Raw genomic sequence first — 22,362 nt, forward strand, 5'->3', positions numbered from 1 at the left:
AAGTATACTGCACCAATTTGGCGCAATTATTAACGGACAAAATGCAAGGGTATAAACCAAGGGGGAGAACGACCCATTTACGCTTCGCAAAAAATAATGTTAGCTATACTGGAAGTAGTTTCAGCTTTTCAGAAAGCTGACCTTCGGCTTAAACTCAGAGAAAAATATGAAGTATTTTCTATCGCTGTTTCTCCTGTTATTCGCACTGTCACCCATAGCTAACGCTAATGAGAAAACTATCATTATGGGCTACAAAGCGATTGCTAAACCTCCTTTAATTGGAAGCAACGGGGATAATTCAGGGCTTTATTTAGACCTCTTTGAAAAAGCAGCGGAACGTATCGGCTATGAGCTAGTTGTTGTCAGAATCCCCAAAAAGCGGCTTCATTTTGAGCTCTCGAGGGGAACAGTCGATTTCTATCCCGGTTCCTCTTTCTCACAAAAGAGAACAGGCTATATTTTCTATCTTCCAAATGGACTGCAAACAAAAGAGGTACTCATATCCCTAGATAATCGACCTGAAATAAAATCCATGGATGGGATTGAAGGACGGCTTATTGTTGAACTCTCAAGCAGTAAGCTGGAATGGAACCAAATCTACCCTAAGTTGACCATTTCTCAGATGGGCAAGCTATCCATGGAAAAGGTCATCGAAGCACTCAAAACAGGTAGAGGTGACTTTTACATTGCTGATATCGAGATCGTAGATCACTATAAGAAAGTAAATTACTTAGATAGATATGAAGATATCGGGATAAAGATCCACCACAATGCGATCAACCAAGCTTTTATTCCGATGAATATGGGATTCTCCCGCAAGTCCAAACTCTTTTCTGAATATCCAAACCCTAACTTTTCACCTGATGACGAAATCAGTATTAAGAACTTTTACACCATAGTGGACAAAGACTCAGTCGCTTATCAGTTTTACCAAGCATTGGATCAACTGAAACAAGAGGGTTACACACAAAAGCTTTATGACCAGTATTTCAAGCAAGCTACAAAGAAGGATTGAGTAGTCCGAACCAAAGGGGAACTTTCTAATTAGCTCCACACCTCGCAGTAGATTCCATACTTTAACTTTGGAGTAACGTCGCTTTTTTATGGACTTATGGTGTAAATAACTTCTAGCAACAACGCTACTCTATGTGGCTCGTGCCCCACTTGGGTATACAGCAACAAGGATAAGCGCAGATGAAAGTCCCATCGAATTACCCTATTAATCAAGCTAATAGTTATAAAATAGACTCAAACAAAGTTGAGTTAAACCAAATTCATTCAGTATTTGATCCGAAAGAACTACAAATTTTGAGCACGGAAGAGGAGCAAAAGATACTTTATGAACAAGCAACGATCCCACAATCAACCGTCATAGAACATCAAGGAAAGCTCATTGCTTCTTTTGCCGAAAACGGTTGGCGGTATTTTGCTAAGAGTAGTGACTTCAATGAAAACTACTCAAATTTATCTGATACCCAAATTATCGCGGAATTGACAAAAAAGTATGGAAAAGCGCTTTCCATTACCAATTACCCTCTAGGTGCAGGCCCTACAAAAGCAGAACTTTTCGAAAGGGTTCATGGCCATCAACTACGATTTATTGATGACCATGTATAATTTTTAGTTTACAAATTAAGAATGGTTTACATGCAACAGCAACTGCTTAAAAATAAAATTCGACATTAGATCTTTTTAAGAATTTCGATGCTTTTATCAGTAATTTCGTCGCAATTACCTGTCATATAGGCCATCGTAATAGCCCCTTCTTGCATAATACAAATTGCATCCAAAAGATCAGGATTCCCCTTCCCTAAATACTTCTGGATTAAATTTCTAACCTCTTGTTTGTGGTAGCCACAGTATTGAGATATTTCACATTCAACATCACTAAACTCGGCTGAAGTATTAATAAAAAAGCAGCCTCGAAAATCTCCTAGTTCTGCTTCCAAGCCCTTAAACCAACCATTTAACGCATTAAACACAGCTTCAATTACATCTGTTTCAGATTGAGTACCAACCAGCTTTTTCTCTAACCAAGCCATAAAGTTGTCATGCCTCTGCTCCAAGGCTGCCAACACCAATGCATCTTTACTTTCGAAATGATTATAAAGGGTACGTTTAGCAACCCCTGACGACTTTAAAATTTCATTTATACCGATGGAATTAATGCCATTTCTGTAAAAAAGCTTTAACGCAGTATCAATCAGTAACTGCCTCTTTTGACTCATTGTTATCTCCTATCAAAGCCATTCCATCTTGGCAAAAGTAGTACGATTTGTCTACTTCTAATAAAAAAACCAACTGATTTTATGCGTCTAGCTGAATGCTCCTTCTACTTTTTGAAAATTAATTTATAAAAAACGATTGACACAAGTAGACCGACCTGTCTATTTTATTGAGTAGACAAACCGTTCTACCACTTTAGGGAGGGATTTATGAATCAGGTTGTTTCAACTCTATTCTGCGGATTTAACTTATCTTCAGTCAGCACATTATCTAAATTTGTTGAATCTCGGCTAAACAAGGCAATGACCTTCAGCTTGATATGCAGTGCCTTAATCTCTCCTATTGCAAAAGCAGAATTTCGTAAATCAGTACCCCAACCAAGTTTTGGAGCATCAACTCCATTTACAGGACTGCTAGCGGCTTACTGTCTGCCTGTCAGTCCTAACCTTCTCTCAAAACCCATCATTCAGTTAGAACCAAAATTCGTTGAGGTTCATTTAATGCTGATAGAGGAAAACCAAATGAAATTTACAAAAAAACTGAAAATGGCTGCTACAGCGGGCGCACTATTAATGAGCAGTATGAGCTTTGCTCAAGCAATCAATATTGGAACCAACGATTTAGCGATCAAAGGTTACGACCCAGTTGCGTATTTCACACAAAACCAAGCGATTGAAGGCTCAGCTAAATTCACCGCAACGCATGAAGGGGCGATCTATCGTTTCAGTAATGCATCAAACCGCGATCTATTTAAAGCCAATGCAGATAAATACGCTCCACAATTTGGTGGTTACTGTGCAATGGGTGTAGCACTTAACAAGAAGCTAGACGTAGACCCAAGTGCTTTCTATATCAAGGACCACAAGCTTTACCTCAATTTAAATAAAGATGTGCAGAAAAAATGGCTGACTGATATTCCAGGTCATCTAAAAACTGCAGATCGCATTTGGCGTGGCATTGAAGACCTAACAATCGCTCAAGCAAACGCAGAAGAATAATTAACAGTGCCCCCATATTTACATGAGTTCAAAGGAACTGGAGAAAACCAAAATGAACAATAAACAACATGTAGCAACAACCGCTCTAGCAGTCGCTCTTTCAACCATTGCAACCCTTCCCTCTGCTCACGCAGCAGGTAAAGAAAAGTGCTACGGCGTTGCACTTGCAGGCCAAAATGATTGTGGCAATTTAGCCGGCACACATTCATGTGCAGGCCAGTCCAAAACCGATAACGACCCAGGCGAATGGAAACTTGTCGCAAAAGGCACTTGTAAAGAGATGGGAGGCCTACTGAAAGCTGAAGCTAAAAAACGTTACGCCGAACAGCAAAAATCGTAATGAAATACGCTCATTAGGAGAACAAAGATGTCCTGCCTCTACACGGATAAATTTACCAAAAAAACCTGTAAAGCGATGATCGGTGTGGGTTTACGCCACCAGCATTATAAGGAGGCATTACTGGGAACATCGTCCATTGATTTTGTAGAACTGCATGCCGAAAACTTCTTTGCCGAAGGCGGCATTATCCCTGAACTATTAAACGATATTGCTCAACAGTATCCAATTAGTTTGCACTCTACATCGATGGGTCTAGGTTCAGCAATTGGGATAAACAGAGAGTATCTGCTGCGCTTAAAGCGCCTGTCACAGCAGATTCACCCCATTTTAATCTCTGATCACGCTTGCTTTACTTGGAGCCATTTAAATGGGAAATCAGTGCACGCAGGAGATCTTTTACCGCTTGAATTTACGCAAGCAAGCCTAAAGGTTATGGCGGAGAATATTGACCAAGTTCAACAATTACTCGGTCGACAAATTCTAGTAGAGAACTTGTCCGCATATATTACTTTTCCCCATTCACAAATGAGCGAAACGGAGTTTCTCTCACAATTAGTACACTTGACCGATTGTGGGTTGTTACTCGACCTGAATAACTTACTTGTTAATGCTCATAATTTCAGTGAACAGCCCGCTTTAACCAATGCTAAAGACTGGATAGATAAAATTCCCATAAACGCCGTAGCTGAAATACACCTAGCAGGTTATGCGCCTGTGACGCAGGGTGAATTGATTATTGATGATCACAGCCAACCTGTATCAGACGAATGTTGGGCGTTGTACCACAGCACATTACAATTAACTGGTCCCGTTACGACCCTTATTGAATGGGATAACGATCTACCCTCCTGGCAAAAACTATTACAACAAGCAGAATACGCAAAATCAGTCATGCAAAACTTAACTCTTCCAACAGAGGAGTTGGCACATGCCATCTGAACGCACTGCTTTAGATAACCGCCAAGCAGCACTTATGAATATGATATTCAGTGGCATTCACTCTTCTACCGAACATCTATTCCACCCTGCGGAACAAGGAATCAAAATCTATAGAAACAACTTGTTAGTTACCGCAACTAGAGCGCTGTCTCTAAACTATCCAGTCATTGCGAAAATGCTGGGGCCTATACCCATGAGGCTTTTAACTCAGCAGCTTCTAGAGATAGAGCTACCTAACAGCGGTGACTGGGCAGACTATGGTAAAAGCTTACCAGCTCTAATAAAGAAAGGCCCTTTACAACAAGACCATCCTTATTTGGAAGCAACCGCAAAGCTTGAATGGCATTTAAAGCAAGCGGCAAGAAGTACAGCGACACATTTGGATATTGCTTCTCTTTCTCACCTTTCCGACACTGATTTAGGCACGGTTTATATCCAACTAGGAGAACATATAAACCTGCTAACAAGTGCCATTAGAGTTGATGAGCTTTGGCGACTCCATCAGCCAGGCAGAAATAAAGACTTACTTAACAGTGAAAACCTATTAACTGTTCTCATACCTCAAGATAAACCGTACTGGTTTGTGATCTACCAAAGAGACCATCTTCCCTGCATCAAATCAATCTCTGAAGCAGAGTATCGATGGTTCTCAGCCATACAAGCTGGCCACAGCCTTTCTGACCTTCTAGGGCAATTCCATCAGTTTGACTTTAGCCAATGGTTATCTGAAGCCATTGAACAACAATGGCTAAAAAAACTCTGCAAGCGATAAGATAAGGAGCTCATAATGATTCACTGGATTAGAAGCACATACCAAAATTATTTAGACCACGAAAAAGTACTCAATAAAGCTCATATTGTGGCATCTATATTGGCTAGGTTTTACATAGCCCAAGTATTTTTCAATGCGGGTTTAACCAAAATACAGGATTGGGACACTACGCTATTTCTTTTTGAAGAGGAGTATCAAGTCCCCTTCCTGTCATTTGAACTAGCTGCTGTACTTGGAACCATGAGTGAGCTAACCCTTCCCATCTTATTATTTACAGGATTATTAACTCGCTTAGCAGCCATAGGGCTATTTATCGTAAACCTTGTCGCTGTCATTAGCCTTATCGAAATAGCACCAGCAGCACTTTATTTGCACTACATTTGGGGCCTTCTTCTAACTCACATCATCATTTACGGTTCCGGCCCTATTGCACTCGATAATGTGGCCCAAAGAATTAACCCGAAAATGCACCTAAATAAAAAAATACTCACTTAGAACTGGCTAGGCTCAGAGGAAGTCAAATTTAAGGCTTCCTCTTATATCCCTACCCAGAGTTAATCAATCAGATAGGATACATATGATGCAAATGGACAATAGAAGTAACTTTAAAAGTGTAGCCCCGTTTGACAGCAATAAGCTGGCTATAATGACTCCAAATCAACAACAAAGGCTTCGAGATTTACAAATAAATATTGGGCAAAAGTTAGTTATCAAACATGATCTGGAGGTCATCGCTTCTTTCAGTACAAATGGCTGGCGCCACTTTAAAAATGCTGATGATGTAAAGAACAGCTATTCTTTAATGACCGATCTAGAGTTAGTCGCAAAGCTAAAAGAGAAATACGGTAACTCACTGTCTATCTTTGAATACCCAAGGGATGAAAGACCCACTCTCGCCGAGGTTTACAGATAGTCTTTAGAAACTTTTAAATTAATACTCATTATCTCTTCCAATCAGGTTTCGCTTATTTATTTTCAAAAGACAGGCATTCTTAACTCAGTGTCATTGTCTTCAGAACAGAACAAACACTACCTTATAATCTCAATCCCTGATTTTGCTATCAGGCCTGCCATCAACACTGATGTTAACAGCCTTCAATTGATCTATCGCACCTTTTGTACATTTGCATCTCACGACACTACGCAGTGATGCATTCACTAGGCTAAATTTAGAAAAGCAATAACCCAGCCACTAGTGAATCTGAACTGGTACAACTTTGATGAAGCAAAGTATAAAAACAATCACGGTTAAGAAAATCTTAGTGTTAGCGTTTTCTTTCTTGATCTGTACGTTGATTATTATTGGAGTTAATTTTCAGGAATTAATTAATTCCACAATGCGAGATAAAGGTATCTCTATCGCACAGTCTATTGAAAATACGTTAACTCATCATATGCGTGATGGGCTCTTTCGAGATGAAAGAAGAAATTGTTCAGACTGCAAACTCATTACCTGGTATTCAAGATCTTAAAATTATCCGCACCCCAAAGATGAATTACCAATTCAGTTTGCCATCTCAAGACGACCTCATATCCATTCCTAGAATCAAAGAAACCTTCGACAGCAAAAAAATCTATATATAACTGCCAAACCCCTTTGAAGATCCAGCTTTAATTCAAATCGCTTACCCCTACTTTGCAACGGCTAGGCATGGTCTTAATTGCGTCACCTGTCACGATGCTGAACATGAAGATGTTTTGGCTGTATTGGATTTTAAGGTAGACACCACACAATATCGTTGGATGTCAGCTACCTACCTTTACACGCTAATGGCTTTTTACCTATTAACCTTGATAGGCGTCGCACGTCTTTTATTCTGGTCCTCGATAAAAACGTGACCGCACCATTACGCTGGTTAGTTAAACGAACAAAAGAGAGCTACGAACAGCATGTCAGCATCGATACACAAAGAATAGAAGCCTTAGAACTGGATTACTTTGCCAACAAAGTTAATGAATTTAATGAACTCGTTCTAAAACGAAATCAAGAACTTGAAGAAATAAACGAGGAGATAATTCTCACACAAAAAGAAATTATTTTAGCCATGGGTAACACCTGTGAAACTCGTTGCCAAGAAACAGCAAGCCACGTAATACGTGTTGCAGCAGTAAGTGCTTTGATCGCAAATAAAGCAGGATTACCACAAGAAGAATGTGAAACGATACAAACTACAGCCCCTATGCATGATATTGGCAAAGTCGGTATACCCGATGAAATTTTAAAGAAACCGGGCAAATTCACGCCCGAAGAATACAAAATCATGCAAACCCACTGTCAGATAGGTTTCGATATTTTTCGTCATTCAGAACGACCGTTATTAAAAACGGCGAGTATCATTGCTCTTCAGCACCATGAACGCTGGGATGGTGAAGGCTATCCACAAAGTCTTAAAGGCGAAGATATTCATATATACGGAAGAATAGTCGCCATCGCTGATGTCTTTGATGCGCTGATATCACCACGTTGTTATAAAACACCTTGGAGCCCTGAAAAGGTATTCGACTATTTCAAAGAAAAAGCGGGAAGTCAGTTCGATCCTAAACTAACCCAACTGTTACTCGATAATTTCGAGCAAGCACATCAAGTCGTCCTGAAATACCATGAATAGTATTAGCTAGGTTATTTAACGATAGTTAAACCCGTATCAATATTCCGAGGTTAACGAACGCAACAGTCCATGGTAGTTTGGGGCAGAGGAAATACTGCTATGACCTTCGTTTTCAAAACGATAAACGGTCGCTAAACCTGGACTAAATTGACGGTATAGTCTCATCGTATTATCTGGAGAAATAACTGTGTCATTAGTCGCTAAAAAAATTGACGTTTTAGCTCTGACCTTGGGCGCATATTGCCAAGATAAGTATTTATCTTTTAATAACAGCGATACAGGAATACCCCAATAGCGTTCACTCGCTACATCCTCAATACTGCTATAGGGCGTTATCAAAATAAGTTGCTTCGTGGGCTTTTTAGCTGCCAGCCGAGTCGCAATACCGGTTCCTAGACTTCGCCCCATCAATACGATGTCAGCGTTATCTTCGGCCACTTGTTCGTACAAAGCTAAAGCGTCTTGATAGATAGATTCTTCACGAGATTGTCCATCGCTACCATAACCTCGGTAGTGCATTAGATATAATGAGTAATGCGGGAAGAGCTGAGTAAATTTAGCCAAACGCTGCGATACATCTTCAGCATTGCCACCGAAATAGATCAGCGCTTTACCTGTATTCCTAGTTTGAATAGTAACGACTGTATTGCCAACGTCCGTAGGAATCAACAGAGTATGCTCATCCCTAGTTTCTTTTCGCTCTTGTGGAAAATAGAGGAGGTTATCCTGATTAAAGTAGAGAAAAGCGCAAAGCAGTAGGTAACCAAAGCCACCTAAAAATATAAATTTCAAGACTGCTTTTTTCATAACCTAAAACTCGCTATGCGCCTTTAAAAGATTTTTTAATTAGGCTTATTCAACCAACAATACTTCAATACGGCGTTTTTTCGCACGACCTTCAACTGTGCTGTTATCTGCTACAGGTTGCTGATCTGCAAAGGCGCGTGCTTGTAAGCGTTTTTGAGCAACGCCCAGTTCAACAAGCTTATGTAATACACTCAGTGCTCTTGCAGAAGAAAGCTCCCAGTTAGTAGGAAACTTATCAGTTAAAGCCCCTTTCACCTGAACATTGTCAGTATGACCAGCAACAACAATTCTATTTTGATCTTGTTTAATCGCGGCTGCCAATTTTTCGATAATGCGACACCTTCCTTAGAAAGCTCGATATTACCTGATGCAAACAAAACTTGAGGACCCAAAGTCAGCTTAACCGAATTAAGATTTATACGAGCGAAACGCTACAACTGGTCGGAATGAACAAATCTAGATTAAACGCCCGTTTTACTCATATAGGTCAATACATTAGCTCTCCATTTTCTATACAATGACAAAATCTAATATAAGGATTTTAGAGGGTTTCCCCGATGTTCTTCTCTGGTAAGTTGAACCTGCAAATTAAAGATTTACAAACTGAGATCGAAACGCTTAAAGCCGACAATGCGAAGCTTATCGCCGAGAATCAAGAATTGACTCGTCGCTGCTATAACCTTGAGAGCCAACAGTCCTCTCAAGAGGCAAATGATCAAAGAGAAATTTGTTCTGCATGGGTTCAAGGTGGAAGCCTTGTTGCCAAAGTAAGAGAGACCATCGCAACAACGGCTGAAAACTTGGAACAAGAGAAGCAAAGTTTGGGCAATTCAATGTCCATCTTCGACGAAACCAAACTAGCCGTGGAAAACATTCTTGACCGTGTTCAAACTATTCAATCAAATGCGCAAGAAGGCAACGCTAATGTTAAAGGCCTACTAACTTTATCTGAGCAAATTGAAAAATTTGTTGGGGTTATCCGTGACATCTCTGATCAAACTAACCTCTTAGCCCTTAATGCTGCAATAGAAGCAGCACGTGCGGGCGAATCTGGTAGAGGGTTCGCAGTAGTAGCAGACGAAGTACGAAACCTTGCTCGAAAAGCTAGCGAAGCCAGCGATGAAATTGCTGGTTTAGTAGGACAGATCAGTTCTAAAACGTCTATAGCATCAGATGATATAGGTCAGGTAGACATTTTAAGCAGTGAGGTCGTTGCATCAGCAGAACAGATCAAAGCGGGCGTAAAAAATGTTGTATCACTATCAGATCGCATGAACACAATAATCAGTGCCAGTGCTGCTGACACCTTCATTGAGACGGTTAAGCTTGACCATATTAATTGGAAAAATAATGTCTATGAGGGCATTGTTGAAGGCAAATTAGATCGCTTAGATTCTTTAGCGGATCATACTTCTTGCCGTCTCGGTAAATGGTACTACGCAGGTGCAGGCAAAGAGAACTACAGCCACTGCGGTAGTTTCCAAATCCTCGAAGCACCTCACGAAGTGGTTCATACATCAGGTCTAGCAGCGGTAAATGCCGCAAAAGCTGGTGATATTAGAACTGCCGCTATACATCTCGCTAAAATGGAAAAAGCAAGCTTAGAAGTAGCTGACGCTTTAGATCGCTTGAATTCCGAAATTCACTAAGTCTTAAAGAAAACGTTCGGGCCTGACATGAGCAACTCATATCAGGTCCACCATCCCCGCATCCAAAATTATTTGGTTTTCCCCAATAGAGCCTAACCTCGAATCAACTTTTCAAAGCCCCTATCAATCACATAGTTCTTTTCCAAGAGCCATCCTGATCCGGATTGGTATATCGGCCGTAAACGTTTTTGATTGTTGATGATAGCGTTGCTGGTAACTGAGTAATAAATAGGGAAAAGCCAATCGCTCCCGGCTTATTACCTGTTACTCAACATTCACCTCACGGCAATGTGGAAGTAGCCAATCGATACTTCTTTAGGTTACTGGCAATGGCAACAAGTACCTTTGGGATATACCTAACGGTCACCCCAATTTGAGTCTGGCGTAAGCCAGACTCAGTTTTTTAAAAGGTCAAAACCATGCTTCGTTTAGTAAAGAAAGAATGCCAAATCGATTTAACTAAAGCTAAAGGTGTTTTCAATTACATTTTGCTGAAAGGCAAAAAATTAAGCCACAATCATTACAGTTACTTAGGGCTGGAGGCGATTCATAACTTTGATACTTGCACGCTGACCTTGTTCGATTCCAACGTGAAGTTAAATTTCACTATGAAAGATGATTATCAAACGAAACTAGTTAGCCCCGCGGGTTTTCGATTATTTTTGGAAAAAATAGAAACAATTTCCCAAAGGTACAGATAACTACACCTGTCACATACTAGCTTAGTTAACATCTATTAGCCGACCCTCTGCTTTGAAGCCCATTCGATATGACGTTGTATTTTCGAAGAACTCAGCAACTGACCCAGTGAGTGATATTCCTTCGCCAAAGTCATCTCATCAAATGCCCTATGGACCGCATCATGACAACATCGACAAATATTGATACCTCGATTTAATTCCTCACGACTATAACGCTTAGAGAAGTAATATCGTCTATGCATCTTCTTAGGAATTAGATGATGAAAAGTTAACAACAAGGTTCGTTTACATAAAGGGCATTCAGCCACAAGACTCTTCACCAACACGCCTCAAATTTGCAAAGGTTTTATATCTTTTACCACTTTATCAACAAGATAGATCAGCTTAAAAGAGATCTACCTCTCCTACCCTAGCGTAAGCAAAATAATATAACGAGGTGGTCTATGAATGATCTTACGAATTTGAAGTTGCAACCAAGTATTAACAATATATCTGAAGCAAGTGCATTGGATATATACAGCCAGCAGCTTGCGCAATTTGATCTGTTATCTATCGAGGGAGAAAGAGCACTAGGTAAAAAGATCAATAAAGAAATGGCAAAAATCATTTCAGAAATATGCAACCTTCCACAAGGCCTTGAGCAACTTTCGCACGTTGTAGAAAACTACCTTCAGATCTACCAAAGCGCTGATGGCACTGCCACGAAACGCTGGAAATATGATCCCGAACCAAGTTACATCGCTAATCTCGCTTCTACTTTAATTGATACGCTTGAAGTAATGCTATTTTTAGGTGAGACATCTAAAGAGAGATCGCATATCCAAAATAACTTAATTGCCCTTTTACAAAGTCTATCGCTTGGCCGTCAGCAAATCATAGCAATAGCCGAACAGTTACAAGATCAACGCGAGCAGCTGAAAGGGTTTATTCAAAATTACTTAACATTAAGAAGTGAACTGGTAGAAAAAAACCTACGACTTGTTTATACCGTCGCTGGCCGATTTAACAGCAGCGGTGTCAGTTACGATGACCTAATTCAGGAAGGTAATGTAGGCCTACTAAAAGCCGCTGATCGGTTTAATTTTAATAAAGGTTTTCGGTTTTCAACTTATGCCTTCTGGTGCATTCAGAATGTTCTAAAAACTGCGCTGCAAAAGCGTTATCACACCATTTCACGACCCAGTTACCTCCAAGAAAAACTCAGCATTATTAAAAGGGCGAGGGCCAAATTTGTCAGTAAACATGAAAGACAACCCACCACAAAAGAACTTGCATCTTTAAGCGGTATACCGCTGGCAACCCTAGAGAAGATAAATACTTTCCCTTCAGAACCTCTTTCCCTCAACCATGGTATTGGTTCTGAAGATGACAGCACCCTTCTGGAGGAGATCGTTGCTGATAATACAAACGAAACTGATGTTCTGTCTGAGCAACAACTAAAACGAAAACTCCTCGATCGTATCTGTAAGAAACTGACCGATAGAGAATATCTTGTACTTAAACTCCGTTTTGGCATCGACAGCAGACGAGAACATACATTGGAAGAGATCTCATACCAGTTAAATGTCAGCGTGGAGAGAGTTAGACAGATGCAAAAAAATGCTATGACCAAGCTGCAGAAACTAGATGTAACTTTTGATTAATCAGGCTCTATCTCTAAAGCCTCTATTAGGTTCGACCGCTGTTGCAGAATCTGTTGTTGGTCCTCTGAAGATTTATTTTTCCAATGCTTCACCTGCATTGCTAATCGAGGGTTAACACTCAACAGCGCCTCTTTATCATGCACAAAAGCCCAATAAAGCGTGGTAAATGGACAAGCATCTTCTCCATAAGCCTTACTCGGGTTAAAACGACAACCACTGCAATAATTGGACATTTTCTTGATGTAATTACCGCTCGCAATATAAGGCTTAGACGCCAAAACGCCGCCATCTGCAAACTGACTCATTCCAATGGTATTCGGTATCTCAACCCATGCTACAGCATCTACATACATCGACAGATACCATCGATGGACCTGCTGCGGATCCACTTTAGCCAGTAAAGCAAATAAACCCGTCACCATCAGCCGCTGAATGTGATGACCATAACCATATTCCAACACTTGCGAAATACTCTGCCGAAGGCAATTCATCTCAGTGTCAGCATCCCAATAAAACGCTGGTAGCTGGTTGTGATGCTCCAATGCGTTCATCTGGCTCCACTCTTGTCTGTAGGTCCAATAAAGCCCCCTAACATACTCCCTCCATCCCAGTATTTGACGAATAAACCCTTCAACGGCATTGAGTGGGGCGTCCCCCTCCTCGTATGCATCGATAGCCTTTTCGATCACTTCTCTTGGACTTAATAATTTGAGATTTAAACTGGAGGAAATCCAAGCATGATAGAGAAAAGGTTCATTCACCCACATCGCATCTTGGTAAGAACCAAAGGAAGCTAAACGCTCTTCGATAAATTGATCTAAAAGCGTAAGCGCCTGCACTCTATTTACAGGCCATAAGAACTGATCCAGCTTACCTGGTAGGAGAGGTAAGCAGGTTTTTACATCTTCAATAACTTTCAAGGTTATCTCATCAGGAATTGAGCTAGGCATTAAACCCTTAGAGCTTGGCCCCGTTTTACCAAAGCTCTTGCGATTGTCCTGATCATAATTCCACTTACCACCGACCGGTTTGGTTTTATCGGCCATTAGGATCTGTAGATCCTTCCTAATATATCTATACCAGTGTTCCATCCGCGGTTGCTTTAATCGACTGATCCACTGGCTAAACTGTCCCGGTTGAGAGATAAAGTGGTTATCAGGCAACACCTCAAAAGGCACATTTAACTGATCAGTTAAAGCGTTTAGTTGATCCAGTAGTCGGCTATCCCCAGGTAAAACCACACGTATTTTTTCAGGAGATACTGCATCAGCCAGATCTGCTAGACCATCGCAAATAGAACCTAGGTTTTGACGGATATCGACATAATGAACAGCTAAACCCTTTGCCTCAAGTTCTTGAGCAAAATGCCTCATCGCACTAAGAAAAAGAGCAGTTCTATGTTTAGATGAGCCTTCCTGAACTGACTCCTCTGTAACTTCAAAGAAAGCAACCACATCCTGTTTAGAATCAAAACCACTAAACAATTCACTGTCGTGGTTAAGCTGATCTCCCAACACTAAGCAAACACTGCGGACAGAATTAACTATCTGATCCATTAAACAAGTCCACTAATAATGAGTGTTGAGCCTGCGACAACAGAGAGATGAGTTCTAAGTTTCCAAAATGCTTCAGGATAGATATTGATCAAGCTATGCATTTCATAAAGCCAAAGCAAAAAGAAAGAGGCACCCGCCAGAATCAACGGATGAGGCAGAGGGCAAACTAACCAACTCCATGCCCACAACATAGCAATGATCGATATCCATGCTTGATGTTTTGCAGCCCCAGTAGCCAAAGAGGCAAACCAGATCACCCCAGCAAGAAATGTAAAAATAAGCGCTGCATAACTTAACAACCAATCATCAAACAGAGCACCTTTATCATGGAAAAGCCAAGCTAATCCGATAAATGGTATTAATCCCGCATAGCCGAACAATCGATGAGTGTTGGTAAGTGTAAAACATGTAGACATATCAAATAGATCCAAGGAAGTGGAACAAAGCTGATTGGAATGATCAGCTTAAAAGGATTTAGATATGTTTACGCTGAAGAAGATGAAATCGATCAAATAGGGAGAAGCCTAAAGCAAGCATTACTTGCTCTAGGGCTGAAGGTCTGTGCCGATCATTGCGTTATGATTAAAGGAATGTAGCTGAGATCGGCGATATGCATTAATCGAAGATGCTAAGGAACAGCTCCCACTTACTTGGCTTAGCCTTCTTGTGATATTCCTTACGCAGCTCGTCTACTGCTTCAAGTTGCTTCTGAACCTGCTTTAAGTTGTCAGCCGTCGCAACTGGAATCCCATTTACCAGTTGTTCTACTTTTTTCAGACCTTCAAGAGAGATCACTTTGCGCTCAGGTGAAAAGTCATAAGCCTGCGCGTTTTTTAGATGATCTTTGAAGATATCCATTCGTTGGTTAAAACCCTCAGCCGAGCTACTCACCATCGCTTCTTTATACTGAAGGCGCATCTCTTTCATTGTCTGTTTTAATGTTAGTGGGTTACCAGCACTTACATACCCACTTGTTGTGAACATCACAGCTATTAACAGAGAACTAAATAACGTTTTAAAAGCAGAGAACTTCATAAAAATAAACCTATATCACATCAACATATTTACCGAGCGGGTAATATACCAGATCTGCCGATTAGGCTAAATCAAAGCAGATTAATCCACCAAGGGTAGATGATCGAAAAAACTCATCGCTCCCGCAGGCAAACGTTAATTGCTGCTTGGAAAACAAGAATGTTGCAGCTTCAACGGTGCGACATATCCTCAGCCTCTTAAAAGAACGCGAGTTAAGATGGACTTGCGATAGAGGTTTTCTGGAATTTGATGTTCTATCTTCGCATGTAGTTCCGGCAATCTGGACCAATGCACACCCTGCTTATGATGATGCGCTGTATGGTAACCAAGGTTTCCAGTTAGGCGATTAAAAAGTGGGTTTAGATTATTGTAGGAAGCTTCAAACTCATTATCTGTATCCAAACCAGAGTGATGTTCATATGTAACATAGGAGGTAAACAGCAAGCTGGTAATCATCGGTAAAACAAACAACAACAAGCCCGCAACAGGGTTATACCAAACCAATGCCGCAACAATAGCGAAGGTAATTGCGGTATAAGTCAAAAAGGTAGACAACTGCTTAGGATGCTTTTTACCTACTTGATAACCGCGACTATAGGCCGTTAAAGCAACATTCAATGTGTACTCAATAGCTCCCATCTGCTTACCATCTTTACGCTTCCAACGACTCTCATCTTTCTCTTGATCGAGGAAGTTAAGGTGATGGCCTAATACATGGTGCAAACGCCATAAATGCGTCGTTACCCCTGTATGCAAAGCATAAACAAACTCTAATACGCGATTTAGAACGTTATTTCTAAAAGTGAAAAGGTGTTGATGGTGGTGATTCCACGCACAGATCACCCCTTTTGGAATGATCATCAATAGATAGTATAGCGTCAGCGCAATAGGGTCACTCACTGTAAAGTAAAGTACAAAATCAATTACAGTCAGGCTCAAGATAATCAACACTGGCAAGCAGTCTTCTTTATACCTAAACCCGAGTAAACCACTATCTTTCATAAGAGATATCACGCCGAACTAAAATTGGCTGACAAACATAAAGGAAACAGCCTTAACTGTATATAAGAAATACTAACAACACCGATGAATAAGCCGGGTTATTGATCTAAGTAAACATCCGACTTTATTAGTTAAAACTGTTCTTCAAGCCACTTAGCGAAGATTCTCACTTGATGGGCATCTTCAGTATAAGGCGAGAGCCGGTAAGAATAGTTATAACCCGTAAGCCGTGGCATCCCTTTATCTTCAACTAACCAACCTTGCTGACAGGTACTTTCAGCCAGCACATCACTGATCAGTGCATACCCCTGTCCAGCTAGCGCTGCTTGTAATGCAAACTGCTCCTGATTAAAGCTACGAGCAGTATAAGTTAAATCATCGAAATAAGGTCGCCATTCGATATTAGCCAGAAAATCATCTTCCCACTCAGTAACAAATAGATTGGGATTGTCCGTAATCTGATCTAGAAAATCCTGCCTGGCATAGCAAGCTAACTGTTCTTGAGCTAACAATTTTTCCTGTGGATCATCACTCTCCAAGCCATAGCGTATCGCTAAATCAATCCTTCTATCATGCTCAAGCTCCACCAGCGTATTACTTGCACAGATTTCGATCTCGATATCAGGATATCTCAGATTAAATTCAGTAAGGCGTGGCGCCAACCATAAACTCGCAAACGAGGTACAGCAAGAGATCGTCACCCTATTAGTCGGTGTTTTTATCTCCTCTATACACATATGCAATTGATTGAGTACAGAGAGCGAGGTCTCAGCTAACTTCTCACCCTCAGGCGTAAGCTCGATGCTCCGTACCTTACGTTCAAACAGCGTTACATTTAACTGTGCTTCTAAACTTCGAATCTGATGTGACACCGCAGTGGGCGTGACATTCAGCACCTTAGCCGCTTGTTTAAAGCTCAAATATTGCGCAGCAATGGCAAAAGTTTTGATGGCATTTAACGGTGGCAGCTGACCCAACATAATCTAAATCCAAACCCATAGATGAATAAAACTTATTTATAAGCAGCAACTACTCGTTTGTCAAAACGTTGATTTAAGCGTGAAAATTAACCTAAATAAAATGATCACGGAGCTCCAGATGCCAACCATTCTACATATAGATGCCAGCGCACGTGGCTGGCAGCCAAACGGCGAGAAACATCAATCTATTTCACGCCATATAGCCCACCTTGCGGTAACCACCTTTAAAAATATGATCCCTGATTGCGAGGTTATTTATCGTGATTTAGCTAAGAAACCACCAGAATTTATCAATGAACAGTGGATTGCGGCATGTTTCTCGGAATCACCTACTGATGAACAGAATAAAGCCCTTGCGCAATCCGACCAATATATAGCTGAGATAGAACAAGCAGATATCATTGTGCTCTCATCACCTATGTATAACTACGGTATGCCCGCGGTATTAAAAGCATGGTTTGATCAAGTTATACGCATAAATAAAACTTTCTCATTCGATCTAGCTAGAGGTGATTATCCACTTGAACCTATCCTCAGTGGTAAGCAGTTAATCTTATGCACATCCTGGGGCGAATTTGATTTTGCAAAAGGAAAAGAACGAGCGCATTTGAACCACCTTTCACCGCATATTGAGCAGTTAAGTCCTTATCTAGGCGTAGATAAATTTTATGAAATCAGCAGTGAATATCAGGAGTTCTCGGATCAACGTCATAAAGCGTCATTAGAAGCGGCACAACTCAAGGCAGTTGAACTTGCACAATCCATAGCCGAAACCTATGCAACAGCTGTGGCTTAGAGCTTTTCGGAATAGTTTCAATTAACTTTGAACAGCGCCTTTAAACAAGGCGCTTTTTCGGAACAGATACACCGCCGCCACTAAATCAAACGAAATACACATAACTGCATACCACTCAGGTGCAAAGTGCCCGCCTGCTCCAACCAGATGCAACCCAACATCCCAAACAGGATGTAACAACCAACCCAGCGCTAAGAAATGAAGCCCAAAGTGTTTAGCCAATAGGTAGGAGCTGCCATATATCAACACGCCAACAGTTTCGATAAATAACCAAGTCGTACTCGCACCATAGAGCATAGCAAAACCTATATAAATCAGCGCAGCAATGACTAATGCTATACCAAAGATATTGATCTGCTCTTGCTCTGTTCTACCCTTTGCGAACTTAATTAAGAGTCCACCGCCCGTTAAACCGAATATTAACCACAGAATCGTATAGACATGCTCCATATAGCACCTACCACCAAACGATTTCCATCTTAGAAAAGATGTTAAAACTTAGCTTTAATCTTATTAACAAAAGCTTCTACACGAGCTTGAGAAGCTTTTTCACTTTTGTAAAACGACAACATCTGGAATTTACAGCCTTTGGTACACGCACCTAACAGAGCTATTTTGAGGACTTTCTTAACCGGCTGACGCAAGATGAACAGATCGACCCACCATGGCGAACCCAGAGTAGTAACCACTTTCACTTCTTTTAGATTATCTAAACGCGGCTGAATAGCACCAAGATCTTTGGCATGGTCATAAGCGAAACCCGGTGCCCAAACTCGATCAAACCAGCCTTTTAGCATCGCCGGAAAACCAAACCACCAAGTGGGAAAGATCAGTACGAGGGATTCAGCTGCCTGAAGTTGTTCTATATCCGCTTTTAATCGAGTGTCATCAAACTGATCAGCGTAGTAGCTCTTTCGCTCTGTCTCTGTAAGCGCGGGCTCAAAATCCGATTCGTAAAGATTGAGTAGCGTGATCTTATACCCCTTTGCAGTTAAGTGTTTAACCGTTTCATCGCAGAAATGATGACACAAACTATCCTTCAACGGATGGGTCAGAACTACCAAACACTTCATGCGAATCTCCTTAACTGATTACAGCGATGCCACACCCTATAGTGATCTGGATCCTATTTAAAGTCGTTAAAGTACAACAATAACGTTAGGAATAGTGACGGGTAGAGAAGAAATAAGGAAAGAGATATTTGGAGAGGATAATAACTTCGTGCAGACGCAAAAATACCTTACATCCGGTAACAACACCGAATGTAAGGTGGGCACTATTTAATCAAAGATGATTAAACGCGTTCAAAGATAACTGCGATACCCTGACCGCCACCGATACACATAGTTACCAGTGCATACTTACCTTCAATTCGTTCAAGCTCGTAGACAGCCTTAGTCGCAATGAAAGCACCAGAACAACCTACTGGGTGACCTAATGCAATGGCACCACCATTCGGGTTGGTTTTCTTCATATCCAAACCTAGGCCTTTAGCTACCGCAATCGCTTGAGCTGCAAAAGCTTCGTTCGACTCGATCACATCCATATCATCCAAGCTCAAACCTGCTTTTTGCAAAGCTAGCTTAGTTGCTGGAATTGGGCCTTCACCCATAATCTCGTTGGATACACCTGCAACGGCGTAAGACTTAATCTTAGCGATCGGCTTTTGACCGGCAGCTTCAGCTGCTTCAGCAGATGCCAATACGAAGAACGCTGCACCATCGTTGATACCCGATGCGTTGCCCGCTGTTACCGTGCCGTCTTTCTTAAATGCTGGACGCATACCTGCTAGTTTCTCAGCAGTAGTACCTGGCTTACAGTGCTCATCGGTATCGAAAACAACTTCGCCTTTACGTGTTTTCTGAACGATCGGTACGATCTGAGACTTAAAGCGACCTTCTTCAATCGCAACAGCCGCACGACGTTGCGATTCAGCAGCTAGTTCATCTTGATCTTCACGGCTGATATCCCACTTCTCTGCTAAGTTCTCAGCAGTGATACCCATGTGACCAGCACCAAATGGATCAGTCAGTACAGACACCATAGAATCCAGCATTGTGGTTTCACCCATACGAGCACCAGATCGCATCGCTGTGGATAGGTAAGCACCGCGAGACATCACCTCAACACCACCACCGATACCGTAATCGCAATCACCTAGCATGATCTGCTGAGCAGTGGTTACAATACCCTGCAAACCAGAAGAACATAGTCGGTTGACCGACATTGCTACAGACTCCATCGGCAGACCTGCCTGAATCGCAGCAACACGCGCAACATAAGCGTAGCGAGATTCTGTAGGGATACAGTTACCTACAGTTACATAGTTAATTTTCTCTGGATCAGCACCTGAACGATTAACCGCTTCCTTCATTACCTGACCTGCCAGCTCAGCCGGCTCCATAGTACTTAGGCTTCCGCCGAATGCACCGATTGCTGAACGTACAGCACTAAGAACTACAACTTCTTTAGTCATGATTGATCATTCCCCATATTGTTATATCGCCCGTAACTTCACGCAGAAATTAACTACCGGCTTATCGTTGTCCCATCTTTTTGAATAAGTGAGCAAGCGCTCATTTAGGCAAATCGAATAAACACAATATCACCGTGTTGTGAATAAAAAACAATCAACCATAGGTATAGGGGGCAGATGCTAGATGCTGGTGCTAGATAGAGTGTATGGAGGGTTAGCGAAGCGTAACCCAAAAGAATCGACAAGAATAAGTTCAAAACATGGTGCGATACAGTTCTTAATTGCATCCTACTGACTGAATGCCAGTTAGAAGGGCAAATCTGAATTTATAAGTATTTGTCTCTAAGCGCTTCTAATGTATTTTGAGATTGAAGCTTCTTATAGGCTTCATTCAGCTTCTCAATAGACAGCTTAGCTTTACTCTTTTTCGAGATTTGTACCCAAGGGGTATTTTCTTTGACCACCAGCGGTTCGCCAAACAAACTAAAGTCATCATTTAGTTGTTTAGCTGCGCTTAAAATAGGATCGATCGGTCCGATAATGCCATCCACTCGTCCCCTTTTGAGCATTTTAACGCCTTGTACAAAATCAACTGTACTGTACTTTCTAATCTCAGGGTCCTTATCAATTTGTTCACTGAACTTAGCCCCTCGCAGATAAGCAAGCTCCTTGCCTTTTAGACTCTCTACCGATTCAAATGCAGTACCCTTCAATCCAATCACTACGGTTGGCAAGGCAGGTAAAGGTGCTACATAGATGACATGCTCTTTTAACTCTTCATATTTGAACATGATAGTCATATCAGCCTTACCCGACTTTAACTCCCTAATAATGCGGCTGTAGGGAGCAATAGAGTTCTCTGGCTGATACCCCGCTTCTTCTATCAACTTATTTGCCATTTCATAGTAAATACCGCCTGTGCTAGAGCGACCTTTAATACCATAAGGGGGGAAGCCAATAGTCCGGATGACAACTGACTTTTTACTCTCATTTGAGAGATTGTATGGCTCCTCCACTAAGGAGCTTTCAGCTCTAATGACGCCCGGAAGGAATAATAAAAGAGATAAGAAAGTGAATAGGTATTTCATGCTTTTATTCTAGACCTAATCCAAACAACACAATGTACGGAAATCGTCTAAATGTTAGGGAACCTGCTAACAAGTCTAATGCGACTTTGCTATGCCCCTTGGGTACAGGCTTACAGAGCAATTGAAGCACAAGGCAATGATTACAGGCATGCTGGTTGCCTGGCGAAAATCATTAACGAAGTGATTCAGTTGCTCTGCAAGCCCCGTAGGGTGGGCTATAAAACGACCATCTACTTTGTCAGCAAGTTTGAAAAGGTCTAGACATTTCGCTGCACGGGCTTTCGCGTGTATGGTCGTTTTATAGCCCACTGAGAAAGTATGAGACTTATTCGCAGGTTCCTTAGTTACAAAGTGGGTTTCTCAAGCTCTTGAACTAGGTAACTCGCATCCTCAACTTTTTCCACAAATACGCGGTTTGCATCAGCTAGCGCTTGATTATAAAAATGAGGCCCAATCTCTTTAGCAAAGAACTCGATCAAAAACTCCGCTTCAAAACTGCCAATATCCTGATCCAGCTCATCAGAAAAATACCGCTTAATCTTACTCACCATGCGATCTGTTTGATCTTGAGATAACTTTATATCTTTCATAAATCCTTTGCTTTCTGGCTAACAACAACTGGGATAAACGATCTTAAACCATCTAAGGGTAATAAGATTCAATATATTCACCTTAAGCCATCCACCAACCACTAAGACCAACAACGCAGTCGCACAAAAATCTTAGATTTAGCGATTCTTTATCA

Annotated in this window: 27 protein-coding genes; 13 read left to right on the forward strand and 14 right to left on the reverse strand. The window is 41.3% G+C overall.

What is annotated here, in order from left to right:
* The first annotated feature begins 166 nt into the window (after window positions 1–166).
* Both ACMXYT_RS11445 and ACMXYT_RS11450 read left to right on the forward strand, forming a co-directional pair.
* Window positions 167–1,015: a substrate-binding periplasmic protein gene (locus tag ACMXYT_RS11445; protein ID WP_415904121.1), complete on the forward strand. Its 849-nt coding sequence runs from the start codon at window positions 167–169 to the stop codon at window positions 1,013–1,015.
* A gap of 179 nt (window positions 1,016–1,194) precedes the next feature.
* Window positions 1,195–1,617, forward strand: a complete 423-nt coding sequence (locus ACMXYT_RS11450) for a hypothetical protein (protein WP_415898770.1) — start codon at window positions 1,195–1,197, stop codon at window positions 1,615–1,617.
* A gap of 65 nt (window positions 1,618–1,682) precedes the next feature.
* Here ACMXYT_RS11450 and ACMXYT_RS11455 read toward each other — a convergent pair whose 3' ends face one another.
* On the reverse strand, window positions 1,683–2,228 hold the full coding sequence (locus ACMXYT_RS11455; RefSeq protein ID WP_415898771.1) for a TetR/AcrR family transcriptional regulator: 546 nt from the start codon (window positions 2,226–2,228) through the stop codon (window positions 1,683–1,685).
* A gap of 519 nt (window positions 2,229–2,747) precedes the next feature.
* On the opposite strand from ACMXYT_RS11455, the gene ACMXYT_RS11460 reads away from it, so the two are divergent.
* From ACMXYT_RS11460 to ACMXYT_RS11490, 7 genes are all read left to right on the forward strand, one after another.
* Window positions 2,748–3,224: a YHS domain-containing (seleno)protein gene (locus ACMXYT_RS11460; RefSeq protein ID WP_415898772.1), complete on the forward strand. Its 477-nt coding sequence runs from the start codon at window positions 2,748–2,750 to the stop codon at window positions 3,222–3,224.
* Window positions 3,225–3,276: 52 nt separating this feature from the next.
* Window positions 3,277–3,564, forward strand: coding sequence for a DUF2282 domain-containing protein (locus ACMXYT_RS11465; RefSeq protein WP_415883922.1), 288 nt, complete (start codon window positions 3,277–3,279; stop codon window positions 3,562–3,564).
* A 27-nt stretch (window positions 3,565–3,591) separates the two neighbouring features.
* Window positions 3,592–4,503, forward strand: a complete 912-nt coding sequence (locus ACMXYT_RS11470) for a DUF692 domain-containing protein (protein WP_415898773.1) — start codon at window positions 3,592–3,594, stop codon at window positions 4,501–4,503.
* Window positions 4,493–5,275 carry a putative DNA-binding domain-containing protein gene (locus tag ACMXYT_RS11475; RefSeq protein WP_415898774.1) on the forward strand — a complete coding sequence of 261 codons (783 nt, stop codon included), beginning with the start codon at window positions 4,493–4,495 and terminating at the stop codon, window positions 5,273–5,275. Before ACMXYT_RS11470 ends, ACMXYT_RS11475 begins: the two co-directional genes overlap by 11 nt.
* Before the next feature lie 15 nt (window positions 5,276–5,290).
* A complete protein-coding gene (locus ACMXYT_RS11480) occupies window positions 5,291–5,770 on the forward strand; it encodes a DoxX family protein (RefSeq protein WP_415898775.1) in 480 nt (159 codons plus the stop codon).
* A 151-nt stretch (window positions 5,771–5,921) separates the two neighbouring features.
* The gene (locus tag ACMXYT_RS11485) at window positions 5,922–6,188 is read left to right on the forward strand and encodes a hypothetical protein (RefSeq protein WP_415911462.1); all 267 of its coding nucleotides are present in this window, start codon (window positions 5,922–5,924) and stop codon (window positions 6,186–6,188) included.
* A gap of 922 nt (window positions 6,189–7,110) precedes the next feature.
* Entirely contained in the window at window positions 7,111–7,884 is a 774-nt protein-coding gene (locus tag ACMXYT_RS11490) for an HD-GYP domain-containing protein (RefSeq protein ID WP_415898777.1), read from the forward strand.
* 36 nt (window positions 7,885–7,920) lie between these two features.
* On the opposite strand, the gene ACMXYT_RS11495 is transcribed toward ACMXYT_RS11490, so the two are convergent.
* Both ACMXYT_RS11495 and ACMXYT_RS11500 read right to left on the reverse strand, forming a co-directional pair.
* Entirely contained in the window at window positions 7,921–8,691 is a 771-nt protein-coding gene (locus ACMXYT_RS11495) for an alpha/beta hydrolase (protein WP_415898778.1), read from the reverse strand.
* Between the two features lie 45 nt (window positions 8,692–8,736).
* Window positions 8,737–9,012: a flagellar motor protein MotB gene (locus tag ACMXYT_RS11500; protein WP_415898779.1), complete on the reverse strand. Its 276-nt coding sequence runs from the start codon at window positions 9,010–9,012 to the stop codon at window positions 8,737–8,739.
* A 236-nt stretch (window positions 9,013–9,248) separates the two neighbouring features.
* On the opposite strand from ACMXYT_RS11500, the gene ACMXYT_RS11505 reads away from it, so the two are divergent.
* Together ACMXYT_RS11505 and ACMXYT_RS11510 are read left to right on the forward strand one after the other, a co-directional pair.
* On the forward strand, window positions 9,249–10,340 hold the full coding sequence (locus ACMXYT_RS11505) for a methyl-accepting chemotaxis protein (protein ID WP_415898780.1): 1,092 nt from the start codon (window positions 9,249–9,251) through the stop codon (window positions 10,338–10,340).
* Between the two features lie 419 nt (window positions 10,341–10,759).
* The gene (locus ACMXYT_RS11510; RefSeq protein ID WP_415898781.1) at window positions 10,760–11,041 is read left to right on the forward strand and encodes a DUF3081 family protein; all 282 of its coding nucleotides are present in this window, start codon (window positions 10,760–10,762) and stop codon (window positions 11,039–11,041) included.
* Window positions 11,042–11,076: 35 nt separating this feature from the next.
* Here ACMXYT_RS11510 and ACMXYT_RS11515 read toward each other — a convergent pair whose 3' ends face one another.
* Window positions 11,077–11,361, reverse strand: coding sequence for a hypothetical protein (locus ACMXYT_RS11515; protein ID WP_415898782.1), 285 nt, complete (start codon window positions 11,359–11,361; stop codon window positions 11,077–11,079).
* 123 nt (window positions 11,362–11,484) lie between these two features.
* On the opposite strand from ACMXYT_RS11515, the gene ACMXYT_RS11520 reads away from it, so the two are divergent.
* A complete protein-coding gene (locus ACMXYT_RS11520; protein WP_415911463.1) occupies window positions 11,485–12,684 on the forward strand; it encodes an RNA polymerase sigma factor RpoD/SigA in 1,200 nt (399 codons plus the stop codon).
* Here ACMXYT_RS11520 and ACMXYT_RS11525 read toward each other — a convergent pair.
* The 5 genes from ACMXYT_RS11525 to ACMXYT_RS11545 all read right to left on the reverse strand — a co-directional run bounded on the left by ACMXYT_RS11525 (window position 12,681) and on the right by ACMXYT_RS11545 (window position 17,257).
* Window positions 12,681–14,240, reverse strand: coding sequence for a cryptochrome/photolyase family protein (locus ACMXYT_RS11525; RefSeq protein ID WP_415911464.1), 1,560 nt, complete (start codon window positions 14,238–14,240; stop codon window positions 12,681–12,683). The genes ACMXYT_RS11520 and ACMXYT_RS11525 overlap by 4 nt on opposite strands.
* Window positions 14,240–14,656 carry a DUF3429 domain-containing protein gene (locus ACMXYT_RS11530; protein ID WP_415898785.1) on the reverse strand — a complete coding sequence of 139 codons (417 nt, stop codon included), beginning with the start codon at window positions 14,654–14,656 and terminating at the stop codon, window positions 14,240–14,242. Before ACMXYT_RS11530 ends, ACMXYT_RS11525 begins: the two co-directional genes overlap by 1 nt.
* Before the next feature lie 199 nt (window positions 14,657–14,855).
* Window positions 14,856–15,275, reverse strand: a complete 420-nt coding sequence (locus tag ACMXYT_RS11535) for a cytochrome b562 (protein WP_415898786.1) — start codon at window positions 15,273–15,275, stop codon at window positions 14,856–14,858.
* 189 nt (window positions 15,276–15,464) lie between these two features.
* The gene (locus tag ACMXYT_RS11540; protein ID WP_415898787.1) at window positions 15,465–16,277 is read right to left on the reverse strand and encodes a fatty acid desaturase; all 813 of its coding nucleotides are present in this window, start codon (window positions 16,275–16,277) and stop codon (window positions 15,465–15,467) included.
* A 131-nt stretch (window positions 16,278–16,408) separates the two neighbouring features.
* The gene (locus tag ACMXYT_RS11545) at window positions 16,409–17,257 is read right to left on the reverse strand and encodes a LysR family transcriptional regulator (RefSeq protein ID WP_415898788.1); all 849 of its coding nucleotides are present in this window, start codon (window positions 17,255–17,257) and stop codon (window positions 16,409–16,411) included.
* Between the two features lie 118 nt (window positions 17,258–17,375).
* Here ACMXYT_RS11545 and ACMXYT_RS11550 point away from each other — a divergent pair, with 118 nt between their 5' ends.
* Window positions 17,376–18,053: an FMN-dependent NADH-azoreductase gene (locus tag ACMXYT_RS11550; protein WP_415898789.1), complete on the forward strand. Its 678-nt coding sequence runs from the start codon at window positions 17,376–17,378 to the stop codon at window positions 18,051–18,053.
* 21 nt (window positions 18,054–18,074) lie between these two features.
* Here ACMXYT_RS11550 and ACMXYT_RS11555 read toward each other — a convergent pair whose 3' ends face one another.
* From ACMXYT_RS11555 to ACMXYT_RS11575, 5 genes are all read right to left on the reverse strand, one after another.
* A complete protein-coding gene (locus ACMXYT_RS11555) occupies window positions 18,075–18,503 on the reverse strand; it encodes a DUF6010 family protein (protein WP_415898790.1) in 429 nt (142 codons plus the stop codon).
* A gap of 41 nt (window positions 18,504–18,544) precedes the next feature.
* Window positions 18,545–19,126, reverse strand: coding sequence for an NAD(P)H-dependent oxidoreductase (locus ACMXYT_RS11560; RefSeq protein ID WP_415898791.1), 582 nt, complete (start codon window positions 19,124–19,126; stop codon window positions 18,545–18,547).
* A gap of 221 nt (window positions 19,127–19,347) precedes the next feature.
* On the reverse strand, window positions 19,348–20,529 hold the full coding sequence (locus ACMXYT_RS11565; RefSeq protein WP_415898792.1) for an acetyl-CoA C-acyltransferase family protein: 1,182 nt from the start codon (window positions 20,527–20,529) through the stop codon (window positions 19,348–19,350).
* Between the two features lie 326 nt (window positions 20,530–20,855).
* Window positions 20,856–21,617: a substrate-binding periplasmic protein gene (locus ACMXYT_RS11570; protein ID WP_415898793.1), complete on the reverse strand. Its 762-nt coding sequence runs from the start codon at window positions 21,615–21,617 to the stop codon at window positions 20,856–20,858.
* A 344-nt stretch (window positions 21,618–21,961) separates the two neighbouring features.
* Window positions 21,962–22,207, reverse strand: coding sequence for a DUF2164 domain-containing protein (locus ACMXYT_RS11575; RefSeq protein WP_415898794.1), 246 nt, complete (start codon window positions 22,205–22,207; stop codon window positions 21,962–21,964).
* Window positions 22,208–22,362 lie beyond the last annotated feature (155 nt).

This window comes from Neptuniibacter sp. QD37_11 (assembly GCF_047778105.1).
GTDB lineage: Bacteria > Pseudomonadota > Gammaproteobacteria > Pseudomonadales > Balneatricaceae > Neptuniibacter.

Bases quoted from the DNA above. Each gene is read 5' to 3' on its own strand.
- ACMXYT_RS11445 (WP_415904121.1), top strand. From the start codon at position 167: ATGAAGTATTTTCTATCGCTGTTTCTCCTGTTATTCGCACTGTCACCC.
- ACMXYT_RS11450 (WP_415898770.1), top strand. From the start codon at position 1,195: ATGAAAGTCCCATCGAATTACCCTATTAATCAAGCTAATAGTTATAAA.
- ACMXYT_RS11455 (WP_415898771.1), bottom strand. From the start codon at position 2,228: ATGAGTCAAAAGAGGCAGTTACTGATTGATACTGCGTTAAAGCTTTTT.
- ACMXYT_RS11460 (WP_415898772.1), top strand. From the start codon at position 2,748: ATGAAATTTACAAAAAAACTGAAAATGGCTGCTACAGCGGGCGCACTA.
- ACMXYT_RS11465 (WP_415883922.1), top strand. From the start codon at position 3,277: ATGAACAATAAACAACATGTAGCAACAACCGCTCTAGCAGTCGCTCTT.
- ACMXYT_RS11470 (WP_415898773.1), top strand. From the start codon at position 3,592: ATGTCCTGCCTCTACACGGATAAATTTACCAAAAAAACCTGTAAAGCG.
- ACMXYT_RS11475 (WP_415898774.1), top strand. From the start codon at position 4,493: ATGCCATCTGAACGCACTGCTTTAGATAACCGCCAAGCAGCACTTATG.
- ACMXYT_RS11480 (WP_415898775.1), top strand. From the start codon at position 5,291: ATGATTCACTGGATTAGAAGCACATACCAAAATTATTTAGACCACGAA.
- ACMXYT_RS11485 (WP_415911462.1), top strand. From the start codon at position 5,922: ATGACTCCAAATCAACAACAAAGGCTTCGAGATTTACAAATAAATATT.
- ACMXYT_RS11495 (WP_415898778.1), bottom strand. From the start codon at position 8,691: ATGAAAAAAGCAGTCTTGAAATTTATATTTTTAGGTGGCTTTGGTTAC.
- ACMXYT_RS11505 (WP_415898780.1), top strand. From the start codon at position 9,249: ATGTTCTTCTCTGGTAAGTTGAACCTGCAAATTAAAGATTTACAAACT.
- ACMXYT_RS11510 (WP_415898781.1), top strand. From the start codon at position 10,760: ATGCTTCGTTTAGTAAAGAAAGAATGCCAAATCGATTTAACTAAAGCT.
- ACMXYT_RS11520 (WP_415911463.1), top strand. From the start codon at position 11,485: ATGAATGATCTTACGAATTTGAAGTTGCAACCAAGTATTAACAATATA.
- ACMXYT_RS11525 (WP_415911464.1), bottom strand. From the start codon at position 14,240: ATGGATCAGATAGTTAATTCTGTCCGCAGTGTTTGCTTAGTGTTGGGA.
- ACMXYT_RS11530 (WP_415898785.1), bottom strand. From the start codon at position 14,656: ATGTCTACATGTTTTACACTTACCAACACTCATCGATTGTTCGGCTAT.
- ACMXYT_RS11535 (WP_415898786.1), bottom strand. From the start codon at position 15,275: ATGAAGTTCTCTGCTTTTAAAACGTTATTTAGTTCTCTGTTAATAGCT.
- ACMXYT_RS11540 (WP_415898787.1), bottom strand. From the start codon at position 16,277: ATGAAAGATAGTGGTTTACTCGGGTTTAGGTATAAAGAAGACTGCTTG.
- ACMXYT_RS11545 (WP_415898788.1), bottom strand. From the start codon at position 17,257: ATGTTGGGTCAGCTGCCACCGTTAAATGCCATCAAAACTTTTGCCATT.
- ACMXYT_RS11550 (WP_415898789.1), top strand. From the start codon at position 17,376: ATGCCAACCATTCTACATATAGATGCCAGCGCACGTGGCTGGCAGCCA.
- ACMXYT_RS11555 (WP_415898790.1), bottom strand. From the start codon at position 18,503: ATGGAGCATGTCTATACGATTCTGTGGTTAATATTCGGTTTAACGGGC.
- ACMXYT_RS11560 (WP_415898791.1), bottom strand. From the start codon at position 19,126: ATGAAGTGTTTGGTAGTTCTGACCCATCCGTTGAAGGATAGTTTGTGT.
- ACMXYT_RS11565 (WP_415898792.1), bottom strand. From the start codon at position 20,529: ATGACTAAAGAAGTTGTAGTTCTTAGTGCTGTACGTTCAGCAATCGGT.
- ACMXYT_RS11570 (WP_415898793.1), bottom strand. From the start codon at position 21,617: ATGAAATACCTATTCACTTTCTTATCTCTTTTATTATTCCTTCCGGGC.
- ACMXYT_RS11575 (WP_415898794.1), bottom strand. From the start codon at position 22,207: ATGAAAGATATAAAGTTATCTCAAGATCAAACAGATCGCATGGTGAGT.